Source organism: Streptomyces sp. Edi4 (assembly GCF_040253615.1).
Lineage (GTDB): Bacteria > Actinomycetota > Actinomycetes > Streptomycetales > Streptomycetaceae > Streptomyces.
The window spans coordinates 3411334-3428525 of record NZ_JBEJGY010000004.1 but is presented as its reverse complement, the minus strand read 5'-3'; the positions used below and the strand labels follow the sequence as shown (position 1 = coordinate 3428525).

17 protein-coding genes are annotated in these 17192 nt (G+C 72.7%); 16 read left to right on the top strand and 1 reads right to left on the bottom strand.

The annotated features are described in order from the left end of the window. Window positions 1-76 precede the first annotated feature (76 nt). The 15 genes from fabG to ABR738_RS17505 all read left to right on the top strand — a co-directional run bounded on the left by fabG (window position 77) and on the right by ABR738_RS17505 (window position 14915). Window positions 77-862 carry a 3-oxoacyl-ACP reductase FabG gene (fabG, locus tag ABR738_RS17575; protein ID WP_350230927.1) on the top strand — a complete coding sequence of 262 codons (786 nt, stop codon included), beginning with the start codon at window positions 77-79 and terminating at the stop codon, window positions 860-862. A 47-nt stretch (window positions 863-909) separates the two neighbouring features. Continuing rightward, a complete protein-coding gene (locus ABR738_RS17570) occupies window positions 910-1869 on the top strand; it encodes an aromatase/cyclase (RefSeq protein ID WP_350230926.1) in 960 nt (319 codons plus the stop codon). A gap of 2 nt (window positions 1870-1871) precedes the next feature. Continuing rightward, window positions 1872-4262, top strand: coding sequence for an SDR family oxidoreductase (locus ABR738_RS17565; protein WP_350230925.1), 2391 nt, complete (start codon window positions 1872-1874; stop codon window positions 4260-4262). Window positions 4263-4367: 105 nt separating this feature from the next. After that, the gene (locus ABR738_RS17560) at window positions 4368-5789 is read left to right on the top strand and encodes an MFS transporter (RefSeq protein ID WP_350230924.1); all 1422 of its coding nucleotides are present in this window, start codon (window positions 4368-4370) and stop codon (window positions 5787-5789) included. A gap of 5 nt (window positions 5790-5794) precedes the next feature. Continuing rightward, window positions 5795-6379: an NADPH-dependent FMN reductase gene (locus tag ABR738_RS17555; protein ID WP_350230923.1), complete on the top strand. Its 585-nt coding sequence runs from the start codon at window positions 5795-5797 to the stop codon at window positions 6377-6379. Window positions 6380-6450: 71 nt separating this feature from the next. Beyond that, on the top strand, window positions 6451-6855 hold the full coding sequence (locus ABR738_RS17550; protein ID WP_350230922.1) for an acyl carrier protein: 405 nt from the start codon (window positions 6451-6453) through the stop codon (window positions 6853-6855). After that, window positions 6852-7694 (top strand): 4'-phosphopantetheinyl transferase family protein, encoded by an 843-nt coding sequence (locus tag ABR738_RS17545; RefSeq protein ID WP_350230921.1) that lies wholly within the window; start codon window positions 6852-6854, stop codon window positions 7692-7694. Before ABR738_RS17550 ends, ABR738_RS17545 begins: the two co-directional genes overlap by 4 nt. 34 nt (window positions 7695-7728) lie before the next feature. Next, the gene (locus ABR738_RS17540; protein ID WP_350230920.1) at window positions 7729-9291 is read left to right on the top strand and encodes an acyl-CoA carboxylase subunit beta; all 1563 of its coding nucleotides are present in this window, start codon (window positions 7729-7731) and stop codon (window positions 9289-9291) included. 56 nt (window positions 9292-9347) lie between these two features. Further along, window positions 9348-10211 carry an NAD(P)H-binding protein gene (locus ABR738_RS17535; protein WP_350230919.1) on the top strand — a complete coding sequence of 288 codons (864 nt, stop codon included), beginning with the start codon at window positions 9348-9350 and terminating at the stop codon, window positions 10209-10211. A gap of 59 nt (window positions 10212-10270) precedes the next feature. Then, a complete protein-coding gene (locus tag ABR738_RS17530) occupies window positions 10271-10960 on the top strand; it encodes a hypothetical protein (protein WP_350230918.1) in 690 nt (229 codons plus the stop codon). Between the two features lie 5 nt (window positions 10961-10965). Beyond that, entirely contained in the window at window positions 10966-11742 is a 777-nt protein-coding gene (locus ABR738_RS17525) for a methyltransferase domain-containing protein (RefSeq protein ID WP_350230917.1), read from the top strand. A gap of 40 nt (window positions 11743-11782) precedes the next feature. Continuing rightward, window positions 11783-13417, top strand: a complete 1635-nt coding sequence (locus ABR738_RS17520; RefSeq protein WP_350230916.1) for an MFS transporter — start codon at window positions 11783-11785, stop codon at window positions 13415-13417. Between the two features lie 11 nt (window positions 13418-13428). Next, complete coding sequence (locus ABR738_RS17515; protein WP_350230915.1) at window positions 13429-14061, top strand: DsbA family oxidoreductase; 633 nt, start codon at window positions 13429-13431, stop codon at window positions 14059-14061. Window positions 14062-14199: 138 nt separating this feature from the next. Then, on the top strand, window positions 14200-14448 hold the full coding sequence (locus tag ABR738_RS17510) for an acyl-CoA carboxylase epsilon subunit (RefSeq protein WP_350230914.1): 249 nt from the start codon (window positions 14200-14202) through the stop codon (window positions 14446-14448). Then, entirely contained in the window at window positions 14445-14915 is a 471-nt protein-coding gene (locus ABR738_RS17505) for a nuclear transport factor 2 family protein (RefSeq protein ID WP_350230913.1), read from the top strand. The genes ABR738_RS17510 and ABR738_RS17505 overlap by 4 nt, the downstream gene beginning before the upstream one ends. Before the next feature lie 94 nt (window positions 14916-15009). Here the strand turns inward: ABR738_RS17505 and ABR738_RS17500 are convergent, their stop codons facing one another. Then, complete coding sequence (locus tag ABR738_RS17500) at window positions 15010-15888, bottom strand: SCO6745 family protein (RefSeq protein WP_502964224.1); 879 nt, start codon at window positions 15886-15888, stop codon at window positions 15010-15012. Window positions 15889-16117: 229 nt separating this feature from the next. Here ABR738_RS17500 and ABR738_RS17495 point away from each other — a divergent pair, with 229 nt between their 5' ends. Further along, complete coding sequence (locus ABR738_RS17495) at window positions 16118-17113, top strand: alpha/beta fold hydrolase (RefSeq protein ID WP_350230911.1); 996 nt, start codon at window positions 16118-16120, stop codon at window positions 17111-17113. Window positions 17114-17192 lie beyond the last annotated feature (79 nt).

Below are 17192 nucleotides of genomic sequence, written 5' to 3'. Positions count from 1 at the left end.
GTGCCGTCCGGCGGCCGGGGGCTCTCTGCCCCCTTCCCCCCTCCTTATTTCTCTCTGTCCATTGGAGAAGCAAGCCATGTCGCAGCAGGACAAGCGCGTCGCCCTCGTCACCGGCGCCACCAGCGGGATCGGCCTGGCCGTCGCCCGTCTTCTGGCCACGCAGAACCACCAGGTGTTCATCGGCGCCCGCAACGCGGACAACGTCGCCGAGACCGTCAAGCAGCTCCAGGACGAGGGCCTTGAGGTGGACGGCACCACCCTGGACGTCCGTTCCTCCGACGACGCCCGAGCCTTCGTACAGGCGGCCGTAGACCGCTTCGGCACCGTGGACGTGCTCGTCAACAACGCCGGCCGCTCGGGTGGCGGCGTGACCGCCGACATCGACGACGAGCTGTGGCACGACGTCATCGACACCAACCTCAACTCGGTCTTCCGGCTGACCCGCGAGGCTTTGACCACCGGCGGCCTGCGCCACAAGGACCGCGGCCGGATCATCAACATCGCCTCCACCGCAGGCAAGCAGGGCGTCGTCCTCGGCGCCCCGTACTCGGCCTCCAAGCACGGCGTCGTCGGCTTCACCAAGGCGCTCGGCAACGAGCTGGCGCCGACCGGCGTCACCGTCAACGCGGTCTGCCCGGGGTACGTCGAGACGCCGATGGCCCAGCGGGTGCGCCAGGGGTACGCCGCCGCCTACAACGCCACCGAGGACGCCATCCTCGAGAAGTTCCAGTCGAAGATCCCGCTGGGCCGCTACTCGACGCCCGAGGAGGTCGCGGGCCTCGTCGGCTACCTGGCCTCGGACACGGCCGCCTCGATCACCGCGCAGGCCCTCAACGTCTGCGGCGGCCTCGGCAACTTCTGATCCGTCCGCCGCCCTCAACTCACCCTCACACACAAGGAGTTACCAGCATGTCGCAGCCCGGCCTGCGCGAGGTGGAGCACGAGATCACGATCTCCGCTCCGGCCGCCGCCGTGTACCGGCTGATAGCCGAGGTGCAGAACTGGCCCCGGATCTTCCCGCCGACGATTTACGTCGACCACGTGGAGCGCTCCGCCACCGAGGAGCGCATCCGCATCTGGGCCACCGCCAACGGCGAGGCCAAGAACTGGACCTCGCACCGAACCCTGGACCCCGAGCAGCTGCGGATCACGTTCCGCCAGGAGGTCTCGGCGCCGCCGGTCGCCTCCATGGGCGGCACCTGGATCATCGAGCCGGTCTCGAAGACCGACTCCCGTGTGCGGCTGCTGCACGACTACCGGGCCATCGACGACGACCCCGAGTCGCTGAAGTGGATCGACGAGGCCGTCGACCGCAACTCGCGCTCGGAGCTGGCCGCCCTCAAGACCAACGTCGAGGCCGCGCACGCCGCCGAGGACCTGACGTTCTCCTTCGAGGACACCGTCCAGATCGTCGGCTCGGCCAAGGACGTCTTCGACTTCGTCAACGAGGCCCAGCTGTGGCCCGAGCGCCTGGCGCACGTGGCCACCGTCCGCTTCGAGGAGCCCTCCCCCGGCCTTCAGGAGCTGGAGATGGACACCCGCGCCAAGGACGGCTCGGTGCACACCACCAAGTCCTACCGCGTGGCCTTCCCGCACGAGAAGATCGCGTACAAGCAGGTGACGCTGCCTGCGCTGATGACGCTGCACACCGGTTACTGGACGTTCGCCGAGAACGCCGACGGCGTCGCCGCCTCCTCGCAGCACACCGTCACCCTCAACACCGCGAACATCGCCAGGATCCTGGGCGCCGACGCCACCGTCGAGGACGCGAGGAAGTACGTCCACACCGCGCTGAGCACCAACAGCCGCGCCACGCTCGGCTACGCCAAGGACTACGCCGAGAACATCGCCCAGAACAAGGCGGCCTGACCATGGCCGGGGACCACACCGAGACCCAGGTGATCGTGGTGGGCGCGGGCCCGGTCGGGCTGTTCCTCGCCGGTGAGCTCCGGCTCGCGGGCGCGGACGTGGTGGTCCTCGAACGGCTCACCGCGCCGACCACCGAGTCGCGGGCGTCCACCCTGCACGCCCGCACCATGGAACTCCTGGACGCCCGCGGTCTGTTGGCGCCGCTCGGGGACATTCCCAGCGACGTGATGGGCCACTTCGGGGGCATCCCGCTCGATCTCACGCTTCCCGGCCCCCACCCGGGCCAGTGGAAGGTCCCGCAGACCCGCATCGAGGAGCTGCTGGGACAGTGGGCCAAGGACCTGGGCGCGGACATCAGGCGCGGTCACGAGGTGACCGGACTGACCGTGACCGAGGAGTACGCCGAGGCCGAGGTGCGCACGGCCGAGGGGAGGACGGAGTTCTTCCGGGCCAAGTGCGTCGTCGGCTGCGACGGCGAGAACAGCGTCGTGCGCCGGCTGGGGGGCTTCGACTTTCCCGGCGCCGACGCGAGCCGCGAACTGCTGCGCGCCGACGTGGCGGGCATCGACATCGCCAACCGCCGCTTCCAGCGGCTGCCGCGAGGACTGGCCATCGCCGCCCGGCGTCCCGATGGAGTGACCCGGGTGATGGTGCACGAGTTCGGTGCGGTGCCGCGCGGCGCGCAGCCCGAGTTCGCGGACGTCGTCGGCGCCTGGAAGCGCGTCACCGGGGAGGACATCGCCGGCGGCACCCCGCTGTGGGTGAACTCCTTCGGTGACGCCTCCCGGCAGGCCGCCACCTACCGCGACCACCGGCTCTTCCTCGCCGGCGACGCGGCCCACCAGCAGATGCCGATCGGCGGGCAGGCTCTCAACCTGGGCCTTCAGGACGCCGCCAACCTCGGCTGGAAGCTCGCCGCGCAGGTCACCGGGCGCGGGCCGAAGGGGCTCCTGGACAGCTACGACGGCGAACGGCGGGCCGTGGGACAGAAGGTTCTGAGCAACATCAGGACCCAGGCCCTGCTGCTGCTCGGCTCCGCGGAGGTCGACGCCACCCGCGAGGTCTTCGCCGAGCTGATCGGCGGATGCGAGAACGTGAGGACCCACCTGGCCGGAATGATCTCCGGCCTCGACATCCGCTACGACGTGGGTCCTGACGGCGTGGGTCCTGACGGCGTGGGTCCGGACGGCGTGGGTCCGGGCAGCCACCCGTTGCTCGGCCTGCGTCTGCCGCACTGGCAACTGGCGACGCCCGAGGGGGAGTTGACCACCGCCGAGACTTTGCGCGGCGGGCGGGGCGTGCTGCTGCTCCTGCCCGGTGACGCCGCGCGCGGCGCGGAGCTGGCCGCCGCCGCCGCGCCGTGGGCGCCGCTGGTGCGCACGGTGCACGTGAGCGCCCTGACCGGCGCTCCCGCGCCGGACACCGGCGCCCTCCTGGTGCGCCCCGACGGCTATGTCGTCTGGGCCGACACCGACACCGACACCGACAGCGGCCCCGACACCGGCCCCGGCACCGGCGACACCCGGGCAGCCGGCCTGCCGCGAGCGCTGACCCGATGGTTCGGCGACCCGGCAGGCACCACCAGGACGACGACGCCGGCCACCGCGCCGGCCAAGAAGTGGAGTACAGACATGGGCAAGCTCACCGGCAAGACGGCGCTCGTCACGGGCTCCAGCCGCGGCATGGGGCGCGCGACGGCGATCCGCCTCGCGCGGGAGGGCGCGCTCGTCGCCGTCCACTACACCGCCAACAAGGACGCGGCCGACGAGGTCGTCGAGATCATCGAGAAGGACGGCGGGCGCGCCTTCACCGTGCGGGCCGAACTCGGCGTCCCGGGCGACGCGCACGAGCTCTTCCTCGCCCTGGAGAGCGGCCTGCGCGAGCGCACGGGTACCACCGACCTGGACATCCTGGTCAACAACGCCGGTGTGATGGGCGGCGTCAAGCCCGAGGAGACCACGCCGGAGAAGTTCGACGAGCTCTTCGCGGTCAACGCCAAGGCCCCGTTCTTCCTCATCCAGCGGGCACTGAAGAACATGCCCGACGGCGGCCGCATCATCAACATCACCTCCGGCCTCACTCGGTTCGCGAACCCGGACGAGATCGCGTACGCGATGACCAAGGGAGCGGTGGACCAGCTGGCGCTGCACTTCGCCAAGCACCTGGGGCCGCGCAACATCACCGTCAACTCGGTGGCGCCCGGCATCACCCGTAACAGCAACCCCGTCTTCGGCATCCCCGAGGCGGTGGAGGCGATGGCGGGGATGTCCGCCTTCAACCGGGTGGGCGAGCCCGAGGACGTCGCCGACGTCGTGGCCTTCCTCGCCACCGACGACGCCCGCTGGATCACCGGCTCGTTCGTCGACGCCACCGGCGGCACCCTGCTCGGCTGAGGCCGGGCCCACGCACCGGGCCGGCCGCGGCGCTTCCCCCGACCGCGGCCGGTCCCACGGACCCCACCCACCGATACCCCACGACCCCTGCGGAGCGAGATCACGATGCTCTCGACACCCACGCGCCCCGACCGGGCCGGCACCCGCTTCACCCCCGCCCAGTGGGGGCTGCTGTCCGTGCTCGCCGGCAACATGCTCATCGACGCCCTGGAGGTGTCCGTCGCGCTGGTCGCGCTGCCCTCCATCGGCGACGATCTGGGCCTGGCGACGGCCGGACTCCAGTGGGTGGTCTCCGGGTTCGCCGTCGGCTTCGGCGGGCTGCTCCTGTTCGGCGGCCGCCTCGTCGCGATCCACGGCCGGCGCCCCGTCTACCTCGCCGCGCTCCTGGTGTTCGCCGCCGCGTCACTGGCGGGCGCGCCGGCGACGAGCGCGGCGCTGCTGATCGCCACCCGCTTCGTCAAGGGCTTCTGCGCCGCGCTGACCGCGCCCACCGGGTTCGCGATCATCGCGTCCGTCTTTCCCGAAGGTCCCGCGCGCAGAGGGGCGTTGTCGGTGTACTCGCTCTTCGGCGCCAGCGGCTTCTCGGCCGGACTGCTGCTTTCCGGCGCGCTCACCGAGCTCAGCTGGCGCTGGACCTTCGCCTTCCCCGCGCCGGTCGCACTGCTGCTGTTCGGCGCCGCGCTGCGGCTGATCCCGCGCGATGAGCCGGGTGCCGGAGCGAAGGCGCCGCGCCGCTACGACGCGGCGGGCGCGTTGGCCCTCACCGGCGCGATGCTGGCGCTGGTGGCCGCGCTCACCTGCGGCGCAGGGCGCGGCTGGGACGCGCCGGGCACCGTCGTCCTGTTCGTGCTCGCGGCGCTGCTCGCGGCCGTCTTCGTCCGCGTGGAACTGAGCGCGCCCGAACCCCTGTTGCGGCTCGACCTGCTGCGCCACGGGCCGCTCCTTCGCTCCGCGCTCGGCGCCGGCGCGCTCAACGGCTCGTACCTGGGGCTGCTCCTGGTGGTCACCCTCCGGATGCAGCGACAAGCCGGCCACGGCCCCTGGTTCACCGGCCTCGCGTTCCTGCCGGCCGCCGCGCCGCTCGCCGTCACCGCGCTGCTGTCGGGCCGGCTCGTCGCCCGCTTCGGGCCGCCCCGGCTCATCGCGGCGGGCGCGGCGTCCGCGACCCTCGGGTACGCGCTGTACGCGGCCGGGGACCAACAGTCCTACGTACGCGACCTGTTGCCCACGCTGGTGCTCGTCGGCGTCGCGTTCGTGCTGGCCTTCACCGCCTTCCACGTCCAGGCCACCAGTTCCGTGGCCCCCGCCGACCAGCCCGCGGCCGGCGGCCTCTACCAGACCTGCGTACAGCTGGGGGCGGCCGTCATGACCGCCCTGTGCGCCGCGGTGCTGCCCTCGGGGCAGCGCCCGGTCCTGTACCTGATCACGGCCGTGGGACTCCTCGGCCTGGTCGTCGCACTCCGTGGCCTCGCGCCCGGGCGGGTGGCGCGCGGCGCCGCCCAAAAATCCCCCGAAGATGAAAGGTGAAAGACATGTCGAACGAGCCCCTGCGGCTTGCCGTCATCATCAGCAGCGTCCGCGAGGGCCGGTTCGGACCGGTCATCGGGGAGTGGTTCGCCGCTCAGGCGAAGGAGCGCGCCGACCTGGAGGTCGACGTCATCGACCTGGTCGACCACGAGCTGCCGTACGCGCACTCCTTCAGCCCCGCCGGTGAGGCCGCCGACATCCTCGCGAAGATCTCGCCGCGTCTCGAGGCGGCCGACGCCTACGTCGTGGTGACGCCGGAGTACAACCACAGCTACCCGGCCTCGCTCAAGCACCTCATCGACTGGCACTACACGCAGTGGCGCGCCAAGCCCGTCGGCTTCGTCTCCTACGGCGGCCTGTCCGGCGGTCTGCGCGCCGTCGAGCACCTGCGTCCGGTCTTCGCCGAGCTGCACGCGGTGACCGTCCGCGACGCCGTCAGCTTCCACAGCCCCTGGGGCACGTTCGACGACGACGGCAAGCCCAAGGACGAGACCGCTCCGGCCGGCGCGGCCAAGGTGCTCCTCGACCAGCTCACCTGGTGGGGCACCGTGCTGCGCGAGGGCCGGGCGAAGACCCCGTACCAGGCCTGACGCCCGGCTCCTCGGGGGAGCGCGGCGCACCGCGCTCCCCCCGGGGAGCAGGACATCCATCGGAAAGGGACATGACTGTGAACCGCACGGGTCGCTCCGCCCGTACGTGCGGGGCCACCGCCAAGGCCACGGCGGCACCGGCCCCCGACCCGGCCCGCCTCGCCCGCGTCGGCCACGCCGAACGCACCCGCGTCCTCGACGCCTACGTACGTCAGGAGCTGGGCCGCGTCCTGGGCATCAGCGCGCACCAGGTGGACACGACCGGCCGGCCGATGCGCAGCCTCGGGGTCGGCTCGATCGCCGGGCTCGAACTCCAGCACCGGATGGAGCAGGCCCTGCGGGTCGAACTCGACTTGCAGATGCTGCTGCTGGCCAACAGCGCGGCCGAACTCGTCGCGTGCCTGGCCGGACAGCTGGGGCCGCGCCCGGCCCGCCCGCACGACAGCGCGGTCCACGACAGCGCGGTCACGGCATGAGCGACGCCCGCGCCAGGAGCCACGCCGTCACCCCCGAGCCGTCGCCGTGCCGGGCGGACGAGGAGTTCACCCTCGGCGACGGCGCGCTCGACCTCTGGCTGATGCGCAGCCCGCACCCCGACCGCGCGCACCTGCTGGACCGGTCCGAACTCGACGCGGCCGAGCGTCGCCGCGCCGATTCCTTCATCCGTCCCGCCGACGGCCTGCTGTACGCGACGGTCCACGTCGCGCTGCGCCGGCTGCTCGGCCGCTATCTGGACACCGCGCCGAAGGACGTGCGTTTCACCCGCGAGCCGTGCCCGGGCTGCGGCGAGCGCCACGGCCGCCCGGCCCTCGACCTGCCCGCGCCGCCCCTGCACTTCTCGCTCTCGCACAGCAGCACCGTCGCGTTCATCGGCGTCGCCACCACCCCGCTCGGCGTGGACGTGGAGCGGCTGCCCGGCGCCGAGACGATCGACGTGTGCGTCGGGGCCCTGCACCTGGACGAGCAGCGCGAACTGGCGGGGTGCGCGGCCGGGACCGAGCGGGCGGCGGCCTTCGGCCGGATCTGGACCCGCAAGGAGGCCTACCTCAAGGGCATCGGCACCGGCCTGAGCCGTTCTCCCGCCCAGGACTACCTCGGGGCGCGGGCCGAGCGCCATCCGGCGGGCTGGACCGTGCTGGACGTGCCGTGCGGCGCCACCCACGCGGCCGCCGTCGCCGTGCGCGGCGGCGCCCCGCTGAGCACCCGGGTGCGCCTGCTGGAGGAGGAGTGGCTGCGCGCCGGCCCCCCCGGCCGGCCCGGCCTCGCCCGCCAACTGGCCCCGACCGAGAGCGCGTTGGCGCCTGGCGTCGTCTGACCGACTTTTTTGACCAAGGAGAGTGGGAACCATCATGTCCGCGAGCGACCAGTCGATACGTGCCCGGGTCGAGGAGCTGTCGGAGCTCAAGGAGACGGTGCGCGACGGCGACGCCGGCGCCACCGAACGCCAGCACGCCAAGGGAAAGCTCACCGCGCACGAGCGCATCGAACTCCTGCTGGACAAGGGCTCGTTCAACGAGGTCGAGTCGTTGCGCCGCCACCGTGCCACCGGCTTCGGCCTTGAGCACAAGCGGCCGCACAGCGACGGCGTCGTCACGGGCTGGGGCTCCGTGCACGGCCGCACCGTCTTCGTGTACGCCCATGACTTCCGGGTCTTCGGCGGGGCGCTCGGCGAGGCCCACGCCCAGAAGATCCACAAGATCATGGACCTCGCGGAGGCGGCCGGCGCCCCGCTGGTCTCCCTCAACGACGGGGCGGGCGCCCGCATCCAGGAGGGCGTCACCGCGCTCGCCGGCTACGGCGGCATCTTCCAGCGCAACACCCGTGCCTCCGGCGTCATCCCGCAGATCTCCGTGATGCTCGGCCCCTGTGCGGGCGGCGCCGCCTACTCCCCGGCGCTCACCGACTTCGTCTTCATGGTGCGCGAGACCTCGCAGATGTTCATCACGGGTCCGGACGTCGTCAAGGCGGTCACCGGCGAGGAGATCACGCAGAACGGCCTGGGCGGCGCCGATGTGCACGCCGGCACCTCGGGCGTGGCGCACTTCGCCTACGACGACGAGGAGCACTGCATCGAGGACGTGCGCTACCTGCTGTCGCTGCTGCCCGCCAACAACCGCGAACTCTCTCCCGTTCAGCACTCCGGCGACCCCGCCGACCGGATCAACGAGGCGCTGCTCGACCTGGTCCCGGCCGATCCCGGCCAGGCCTACGACATGCGCAAGGTCATCGAGGAGGTCGTCGACGACGGCGAGTACTTCGAGGTGCACCCGGCCTGGGCGCCCAACATCGTCTGCGCGTTCAGCCGCCTGGACGGCCACGTGGTCGGCATCGTCGCCAACCAGCCGGCCGCCATGGCGGGCGTCCTGGACATCGAGGCGTCTGAGAAGGCCGCGCGTTTCGTCCAGTTCTGCGACGCGTTCAACATCGCGCTGATCACCCTCGTCGACGTGCCGGGCTTCCTGCCGGGCGTCGACCAGGAGCACAACGGCATCATCCGGCGCGGCGCCAAGCTCCTGTACGCGTACTGCAACGCCACCGTGCCACGGATCTCGCTGGTGGTGCGCAAGGCGTACGGCGGCGCCTACATCGTCATGGACTCCCGTTCCATCGGCGCGGACCTGGCCCTGGCCTGGCCCACCAACGAGATCGCCGTCATGGGCGCCGAGGGCGCGGCCAACGTCGTCTTCCGCCGGGAGATCAACGCGGCCGACGACCCCGACGCCGTACGCCAGGCGCGCATCCAGGAGTACAAGGACGAGCTCATGCACCCCTACTACGCGGCCGAGCGCGGCCTGATCGACGACGTGATCGACCCGCGTGAGACGCGCTCGGTGCTCATCCGCTCCCTGGACATGCTCCGCGCCAAACACGCCGAACTGCCCTCGCGCAAGCACGGCAACCCGCCCCAGTGAGCCCCCGCGCCCACATCCCGCTCCCCTCTCGACCGCTTGACCTAGGGAATGCAACGATGCCGAAGAAGAACACCGTCCTGGTCACCGCCGCCACCGGCAACGTCGGCCCGCACGCCGTGGCCCAGCTGCTCCAAGCCGGCGCCGACGTGCGCGCCCTGGTGCTGAAGGACGACCCGAACATTGGCCGGCTGCCCGCGGGCGTCGAGCTGTTCGAAGGCGACCTGGCCGACCCCGACAGCCTGGACGCGGCCCTGGACGGCGTCGACGGCGTCTTCTTGATGTGGCCGTTCTTCACCACCAGCGTGGAGACCGCGCCCGCCGTCGTGAAGAAGATCGAGGCCCGGGCCCGCAGGGCCGTCCTCGTCTCCTCCATCGGCGTCCACATCGGCCTGGAACGCGTCGACAACAACTGCCACGCCTATCTGGAGGAGCTGCTGGAGGCGACCGCCCTGGAGTGGACGTTCCTGCGCACCACCGGCTTCCAGGCCAACGCGCTCGGCTTCGCCCAGCAGATCAAGGACGGGGGAGTGGTCCACTTCCCCTACGGCGCCGCCACCCGTACCTCGGTGCACGAGGCGGACCTCGCCGCCGTCGGCGTGGCCGCGCTCACCGAGGACGGGCACGCCCACCAGAAGTACCTGGTGACCGGGCCCGAGGCGCAGTCGCAGGAGGAGCAGGTCCACATCATCGGTGAGGTGCTGGGCCGCGAGCTGGGCTGGCAGGACGTGGAGCACGACGCCGCCCGCGCCGCGATGGTCGCGACCGGCTGGCCGCCCTCGTACGCCGACGGCGCGCTGGACTACTTCGCGGCGCTCACCAAGGAGCCCGAGCTGGGCTCGACCGTGGTCCAGGACGTCACGGGCAGGCCGGCCAGGACCTTTCGGAGCTGGGCCGAGGAGCACGTCGAGGCGTTCCGCTGAGCGAGGCCTCGGACGCCGTCGAAGGCCTCAAGTCACCGCAGTCGCAACGGAGTTGTCGTATGTCAATCGCAGTCGAGCGGGCAGCCGCGCCGAAGGCCGGGTTCGTCACCTTCGGTGTCCTGCGCGTGGACGGACCCGAGACCGCCGCGTCCCTGGTGCGGATCCTCACCGACGAGGTGGGTTCCTGGGTGCGCCACACGGAGGGGTTCATCTCCTCCCGCGTCCATGTCAGCGCCGACGGCACCACCGTGATCAACCGCGGTGAGTGGACCGGCGAGGCGGCCTACCGCACCTCGTTCGGGACCAACCCGGCCGGGGGCGTGCTGCACGCGCTCGGCACCCGCCCCGGCGTGCTCGCCGCGACCGTCTTCAGCGGCGCCCCCGCCGAGGGCGCCATCGAGGGGCCCGCCGTCGGCGAGCGGCCCGGGGTGGTCGTCGTGGCCACCCGGCACCTGGGCGGGCCCGAATCGGCCCGCCGGCTGCTGGACCTGCTGGCCCGCAGCGGCGAGTGGAAGCGGGACTTTCCCGGACTCATCTCGGTGACGCCCTACCTCAGCGAGGACGGCACCGAGTTCGTCAACTACCCGATGTGGGTGAGCGAGGTGGCCTACAGCAGCTGGATGGCCGACCCCCGCATCCTGGAGGGCCAAGAAGAGCTCGCCCGGCTCGAAGTGGCCCCGCCCCAATACGTGTTGTGCTCCGTCGCCGCTCAGGTCGACGCGGCCGCGCGCACCGAACAGAAGAGGTGACCCGCATGACCACCACCGCACAGGACTCCGACACCGCGTCGGTCGAGGCCGCGCTCAGCGACCTGTGGGAGTCGATCTACGACCCGGGCAGCCGCGCCATCATCGAGCAGCTGCCCATCGGCCGCACCTGGCGGATCCTCGAACTGGGCGCGGGCGCGGGCTCGATGGCGTACTGGCTGGCCGAACGGGCCGACCAGGGCTCCGTGCTCGCCGTCGACAGCGACACCAGCGCCCTCGACCCGGACCGCCGCCCCAACCTGGAGGTCACCCGGCTCGACATCGCCGAGGCCGACTTCGAGCCCGGCTCCTTCGACCTGATCTTCGCCCGCGCCGTCTTCGAGCACCTGGAGCGGCCCGAGGAGGTGCTGCGCCGCGCGGTGACCTGGCTGGCGCCCGGCGGGCACTTCCTGGTCGAGGACTTCTACTTCCTGCCCAGCGAGCACTGCGCGACGGCCGTGGGCCGCGCCCTGGTCGGCGCCTACCTCAAGGGCTGGGAGGCGGCGGGCGCCGACATGCACTGGGGCCGCAGGCTGCCCGCGACCCTGGCCCGCGCCGGGCTCGGCTCGGTGGACCTGCGGGTGACCCCGCTCGGCCCGGGCCAGCACGCCGCCGACAACGAGCTGATGCGTCTGCGCATGAAGCTCCAGGGGGCGGGCCTGGTCGAACGAGGCCTGGTCGGCGCCGAGGACCTGGACCGGTTCGTGGCGAACCTGGACGACCCGACCGCCCGTGACGTGACCACCCTGCTCTTCTCCGCCTGGGGGCGGAAGGACACCGAGTGAGGCGTCCGGCACGAGCAACGCGTACCACCAGAGAGGCATCATGACTGCTGCGAAGCACCCACCGAAGGACAAGGGGCAGGGCACCACCCTTGTGCTCGTCGGCACCCTGACGATCATGGCGGGCGCCACCGTCGCCCCGGCGATCCCGGGGATCCGCGAGGCGTTCGCCGACTCCGCCAACGTCGATCTCCTCGCCCGGATGATCACTACGACGCACGCCCTGGCCATCGTGCTGTTCTCCCCGCTGGCGGGCCGCGTCGTGGAACGCCTCGGGCGCAAACGGGCCCTGATCACCGGCCTGTTCGCGTTCGGCATCGGCGGCAGCTCGGGGGCCTACCTGCCGGACCTGTACAGCCTGCTGGTCGGCCGCGCCGTGCTCGGCATCGGCGTCTCCCTCATCATGACCAGCAGCATGGCCATGATCGCCGACCTCTACGAGGGAGCCGACCGGCAGCGTCTGCTGGGCCGGCAGGCGGCGGCCGGGTCGTTCGGCGGCGTGGTGCTGCTGCTCGGCGGCGGGGCGCTGGCGGGTCTCGACTGGCGCGTGGTGTTCCTGATCTACCTGCTCGGCGGACTGCTGCTGGTGCCCGCGCTGATGTTCCTGCCCGGTGGCCGCACCATCGCGGCGCCCCGTGAGCCGGGCGCGCCACGGCCGGCCGGGAGCCGCAAGGTGCCCGGCGGCATCGTGGCCGCGCTCGCCGCGATGCTGCTCGGCCAGGTCGCGTTCTACTCGGTGCCCGTGCAGGTGCCGTTCCTCGTCGAGGACCACTTCGACGCCCCCTCGGTGGTCGCCGGCGGCGTCATGGCGGTGCAGACCTTCACCACGGGCATGGTCGCGATGCGGTTCGCCTTCTTCCGCAGGCTGGCCGGTGAGTTCACGCTCGCCGCGCTCTCCTTCCTGGCGATCGGCATCGGCTATCTGATCCTCGCGGTGGCGCCCAACGTCGCCGTCCTGGTCGTGGCCCTGCTGGTGATGGGCACCGGCCTCGGTTTCCTCATGCCGAACCTGAACAACTGGGTGCTCGCCGAAGCGCCCGCCGAGGTACGGGCCCGCTACGCGGGACTGCTGACCACCGCCCTCTTCCTCGGCCAGTTCCTCGCGCCCGTCATCACCCAGCCCATCGTCTCCGCGCTCGGCATCCAGCCGACCTTCGCCGTCGTCGCGTGCGGCGCGCTGGTGGTGTCGGTGGCCTACTACCTGGGCGGCCGCGCGCAGCACAAGGAGCCCGCCGCCGGGCGGGACGCCGGTGAGGTGCGGGAGCTGACGGAGCGCTTCCTGGCCGGCCTGCGCACGCCGGAGCCCGGCAGCGAGCCGGCCTGGGCGCGGTCCGTCTTCACCGAGGACGTCATGTTCAGCTACCCCGACGGCACGGACCGGGGCATGGAGGGCTTCGAGGACTTCCACCGCCAGGCCCGGGCCGGCTGGGGCCCGCTGGAGCGCCTGGACGCGGATTACGCCGTGGACGTGGACGGCGACCGGGCGACGGTGACGGTGCGCCAGCAGGCGACGCACGAGCCGGGCGCCACGGCCACGGACACGGACACCCGGGTCGACATCGAGGGCCACTACGAGGCCCGTGCGGTGCGCACCGCCGAAGGATGGCGGTTCGGCTGGTTCCAGGTCCGCTCCGTGACGGCGCGGCCCCCGCACTCCGGCGTATCCGCCACGCACTGAAAGGCCTTCTCATGCCCCCCGCGACGCAACACCCGCCGCTGCACGTCGAGATCGCACTCGACCTGACCTGCGTCCACTCCTGCATCGGCTTCGCCCGCTTCGAGCGCGCCGCCGACCGCCACCGGGCGGCCGGACACGTCCTGGACGTCGCCTTCCTGCCGTTCCAGGTCACGCCCGACGCACCGGCCGGGGGTGTCCCGCTGGACCAGGTGCACCTCGGCTTCTTCGGCGGCAGGGCCGAGATGGAGCGCGCCAGGTCCGCCATGGCGGCGGTCGGTGCGGGCGCCGGCCTGGACCTCCGCTTCGACCGCGCCGTGCATGTGAACACCTTCGAGGCGCACCGCCTGCTGGCCCGCGCCGCCGCCCAGGGGCTGGGCGAGGCCATGGCCGAACGCCTCTTCCGCGCCTATCTCACCGATGGCCTCAACATAGGCGAGCGCGCCACCCTGGACCGGCTCGCCGCCGAGACCGGGGTACGCCCCGGGGAGGATCCGGACGAGGCGGAGCGGCTGCGCGACCGGCTCGCGCGGACCCGGGGCCTGGGCATCCGCTCGGTGCCGGTCTTCCGGATCGGCGCCGCCACTGTCACGGGGGCCCAGGACGAGGACGTCTTCGACCGCGCCCTCACCGCCGCTCTCGCCTGAACCACCCCCGCGTCCCGGATGCCGTCGCGCCCCGTGGTGCGGCGGCATCCGGTCTTTCACAACCCCACGCCCCACGGCGGCCGGCTCCACCTGCCGACGCCACCGACGGAGCGGTCTTCATCAACGGAGGGAAACGACATGAGCACGTCCGCCATGAACGGCGAGACCCTGGTCCGGGTCGAGAAGGGCAACCCGACCGAGGCCGAACTCGCGGCGCTGGCAGCGGTGTTGCTGTCCCGGGCCGCAACAGCCGGGGACGACGCTTCGGCGGGGCCCGACGCGGCGGCCCGTGCCACCGCGCGGTGGCACCGCCTGGAGCGTTCGGCCGCGCACCGGCCGCCGCGCAGCTGGCAGGGCGGGGCGGGGCGCAGGGGCACGGGAGCGTGAGCGGGGAGCGCACCGCGACGCGGGACGCCGCCGACCGGGCGGAGCTGCGGGAACTCTTCGACCGCTACGTGGTGGCCCTGGACTCGGTGGCCGAACGCGACCTGGACGACGACTGGTTCCGTACGGTCTTCACCGAGGACGTCGAGCTGTCCTTCCCGATCGGCTCCCACCACGGAGTCGCGGGCTACGCCGCCTTCCAGCGCACGGCCCGGGCGTGGTGGCGCGCCACACACCACATCAGCGGCCCCCACGCGGTGGACGTCGACGGCGACGGGGCACGGCTGCGCGTGCACCAGCTGGCCACGCACGTGCATCTGGACGCCGACGCCGGGCTGTTCGAGGTCGGCGGCCACTACGAGGCCCACGCGCTGCGCACGGCGGACGGCTGGCGGCTTGCCCGGATCGTCTTCCACGTCGACTGGACGAGGGGGCGGCGTCTTGCCGCCTTCGCCGACGCCCCGTTCTGAGCGGCCGGCCGGCCCGGGCGGACGGACGGCTCCCCGGGCCGCCGCCCGGACCGCTCCCCGCGCCGCCTCCCGGGCCGACCCTCCGCCCCCGTACTCAGACCGGCAGGAAGAGCTGGCGCAGATGGGCGGGGTAGGCGCCCGCGTCGGCCGCCGCCCGCACGAAGGACTCGGTCAGTTCGGTCAGACGGGCCACCCCCTCGCCGCCCAGGTGCTCGAACGGCGCGGCGTCCAGGCGGTCGGTCTCGTCCTCCAAATCCTCGCGCAACTTCCGCCCTTGCTCGGTGAGTTGGTTTTCCGGGTCGAGCAGGCCGCGCGCCCGCAGGCGGCTCTCGGCCTCCTCCCACTCCCGCTCGCTCCAGCCCTGTCCGGCGATCACCGCGTCCTTGGGTACGCCCTCGCCGGTGGCGGCGTGCAGGACCAGCGCGTCGAGTCCGGCGACACCGGCGCCGACGAGGACGCAGAGATGGCCGTCACCCCGGTACTCGCGCAGCAGCGTGGCCGCGTACCAGAGCGCCAGGTGCGCGGGCTGGGGCTCCTTCACGTCGGCCAGGGCCGCGTACATGGGGCGCCCCTGGGGGACGCAGGCCCCGGTCGCCCGCAGGGCGAGCCGTGCCGCCTCGGCCATCTCCGGGGAGGCGAGGGTGTCGTCCCCGAGCAGCCGGCGCAGGGTGCTGTCCGCCGCGGCGAACCGCAGTTCAAGGACCTCGGCCGGGGTGATCCGCTCCCAGACGTGCGGCAGGTGCCGGGCGAGGAGGCCGTGCCCGATGCCGCCGAGCGCGGCGCTCGCGGTGCCGGGGCCCACGGCTCCCAGGGCCGCCGTCTTCGCCGTCAGGTGCGCCGCGGCCGGGTCGGTGATGCCGCGCGCGGCCAGCGCGTCGGCGAAGTCGGCCGTGAAGTAGGCCGTCGAATGCAGGGAGTTGAGCATGCGCTGACAGCGACGGACCGCATGCTCCGGAAGAGAAAGAGTAGTCATGTTCATGACATATACGGTATGCCCTGAACGATCACGGATGGAAGATGTTTCGTGGCTGATGTGACGTACCGACTCCCCGTCGGTCAGGCGCCCCGAGCGCCCGAACTCGCCCTGCACACCCTCGTACGGCGCCGCGTCACCTGGTGCCTGCGCGCGGCCCGGTGCCGCACCGCCCCCCGTGGCGAGGTCATGGATCCTGTCCCGAGCAACGCCTGGAGCGCTGATAGTCATGGCACAACCCTCGAACGCCGCTGAGCCGCAGGTCCGCGAGATCACCCTGGACGCCGCCGGCATCACCCTGTCCGGGCTGCTCGCCGAGCCCGCGGGCGTCCGGCCCAGAGCCGTGCTGGTCGCCATCCACGGAGGCGGTATGCGGGCCGGATACTTCGACAGCCGGGCCCGTCCGGGCCTGTCCCTGCTGACCACGGGAGCCGGACTCGGCTACACCGTGCTCGCCATCGACCGCCCCGGGTACGGCAGTTCGGCCACGGCACTGCCCGAGGGCCTGAGCCTGTGCGAACAGGCCGCCACCCTGCACGCGGCCCTCGCCGCGTTCGCGCGGGGCCACGACACCGGCGCCGGGTTCTTCCTCGTCGCGCACTCCAACGGCGGCAAACTCGCCCTGGCCTCGGCCGCCGACGACAGGACCGGGCTGCTCGGACTCGACATATCGGGCCTGGGCAGCCGGTTCGCGGTGGACCCGCACCAGCTGCCCGGCCCGGCCGGCCACGGCGCGTGGCGCAGGCACTGGGGCGCGCTGCGCCTGTACCCGCCGGACGCCTTCCGGCTCGGGCGCGCGCTCGTCTCGCCGGTCCCGGCCCGGGAGGCGCTGGAGGGGCCCCTGTGGCCCGAGCTCTACCCGGGCTTCGCCGCCCTGGTCCAGGTCCCCGTGCGGTTCACCTTCGCCGAGCAGGAACAGTGGTGGCACTTCGACGAGGAGGCCATCGCCGCCCTGCGCGCACCGCTCGCCGCGCCCCGGGTGTCCGTCGACCACCAGCCCGACGCCGGACACAACATCAGCCTCGGCTGGGCGGCCCGCACCTACCACCTGCGGGCGCTGGCCTTCCTGGAGGAGTGCCTGCTGGCGCACGACGCGGCGCCGCCGAGGCCGGCGCGGCGCGAGGCAGCCGCACCCGGCGGCACCGGATCCGTCGGCGGCTTCGACGAGGACCCCGATCGCCACGGCGCCCTCGCGACCGCCCTCGCGACCCCCCGCGTCGCCTGACCGCACACCGCACGGCACCGCACCGCACCGCAAACCGCACACCGACCCCCGCGCCCACGACCCCGCTCCGACCGACCCC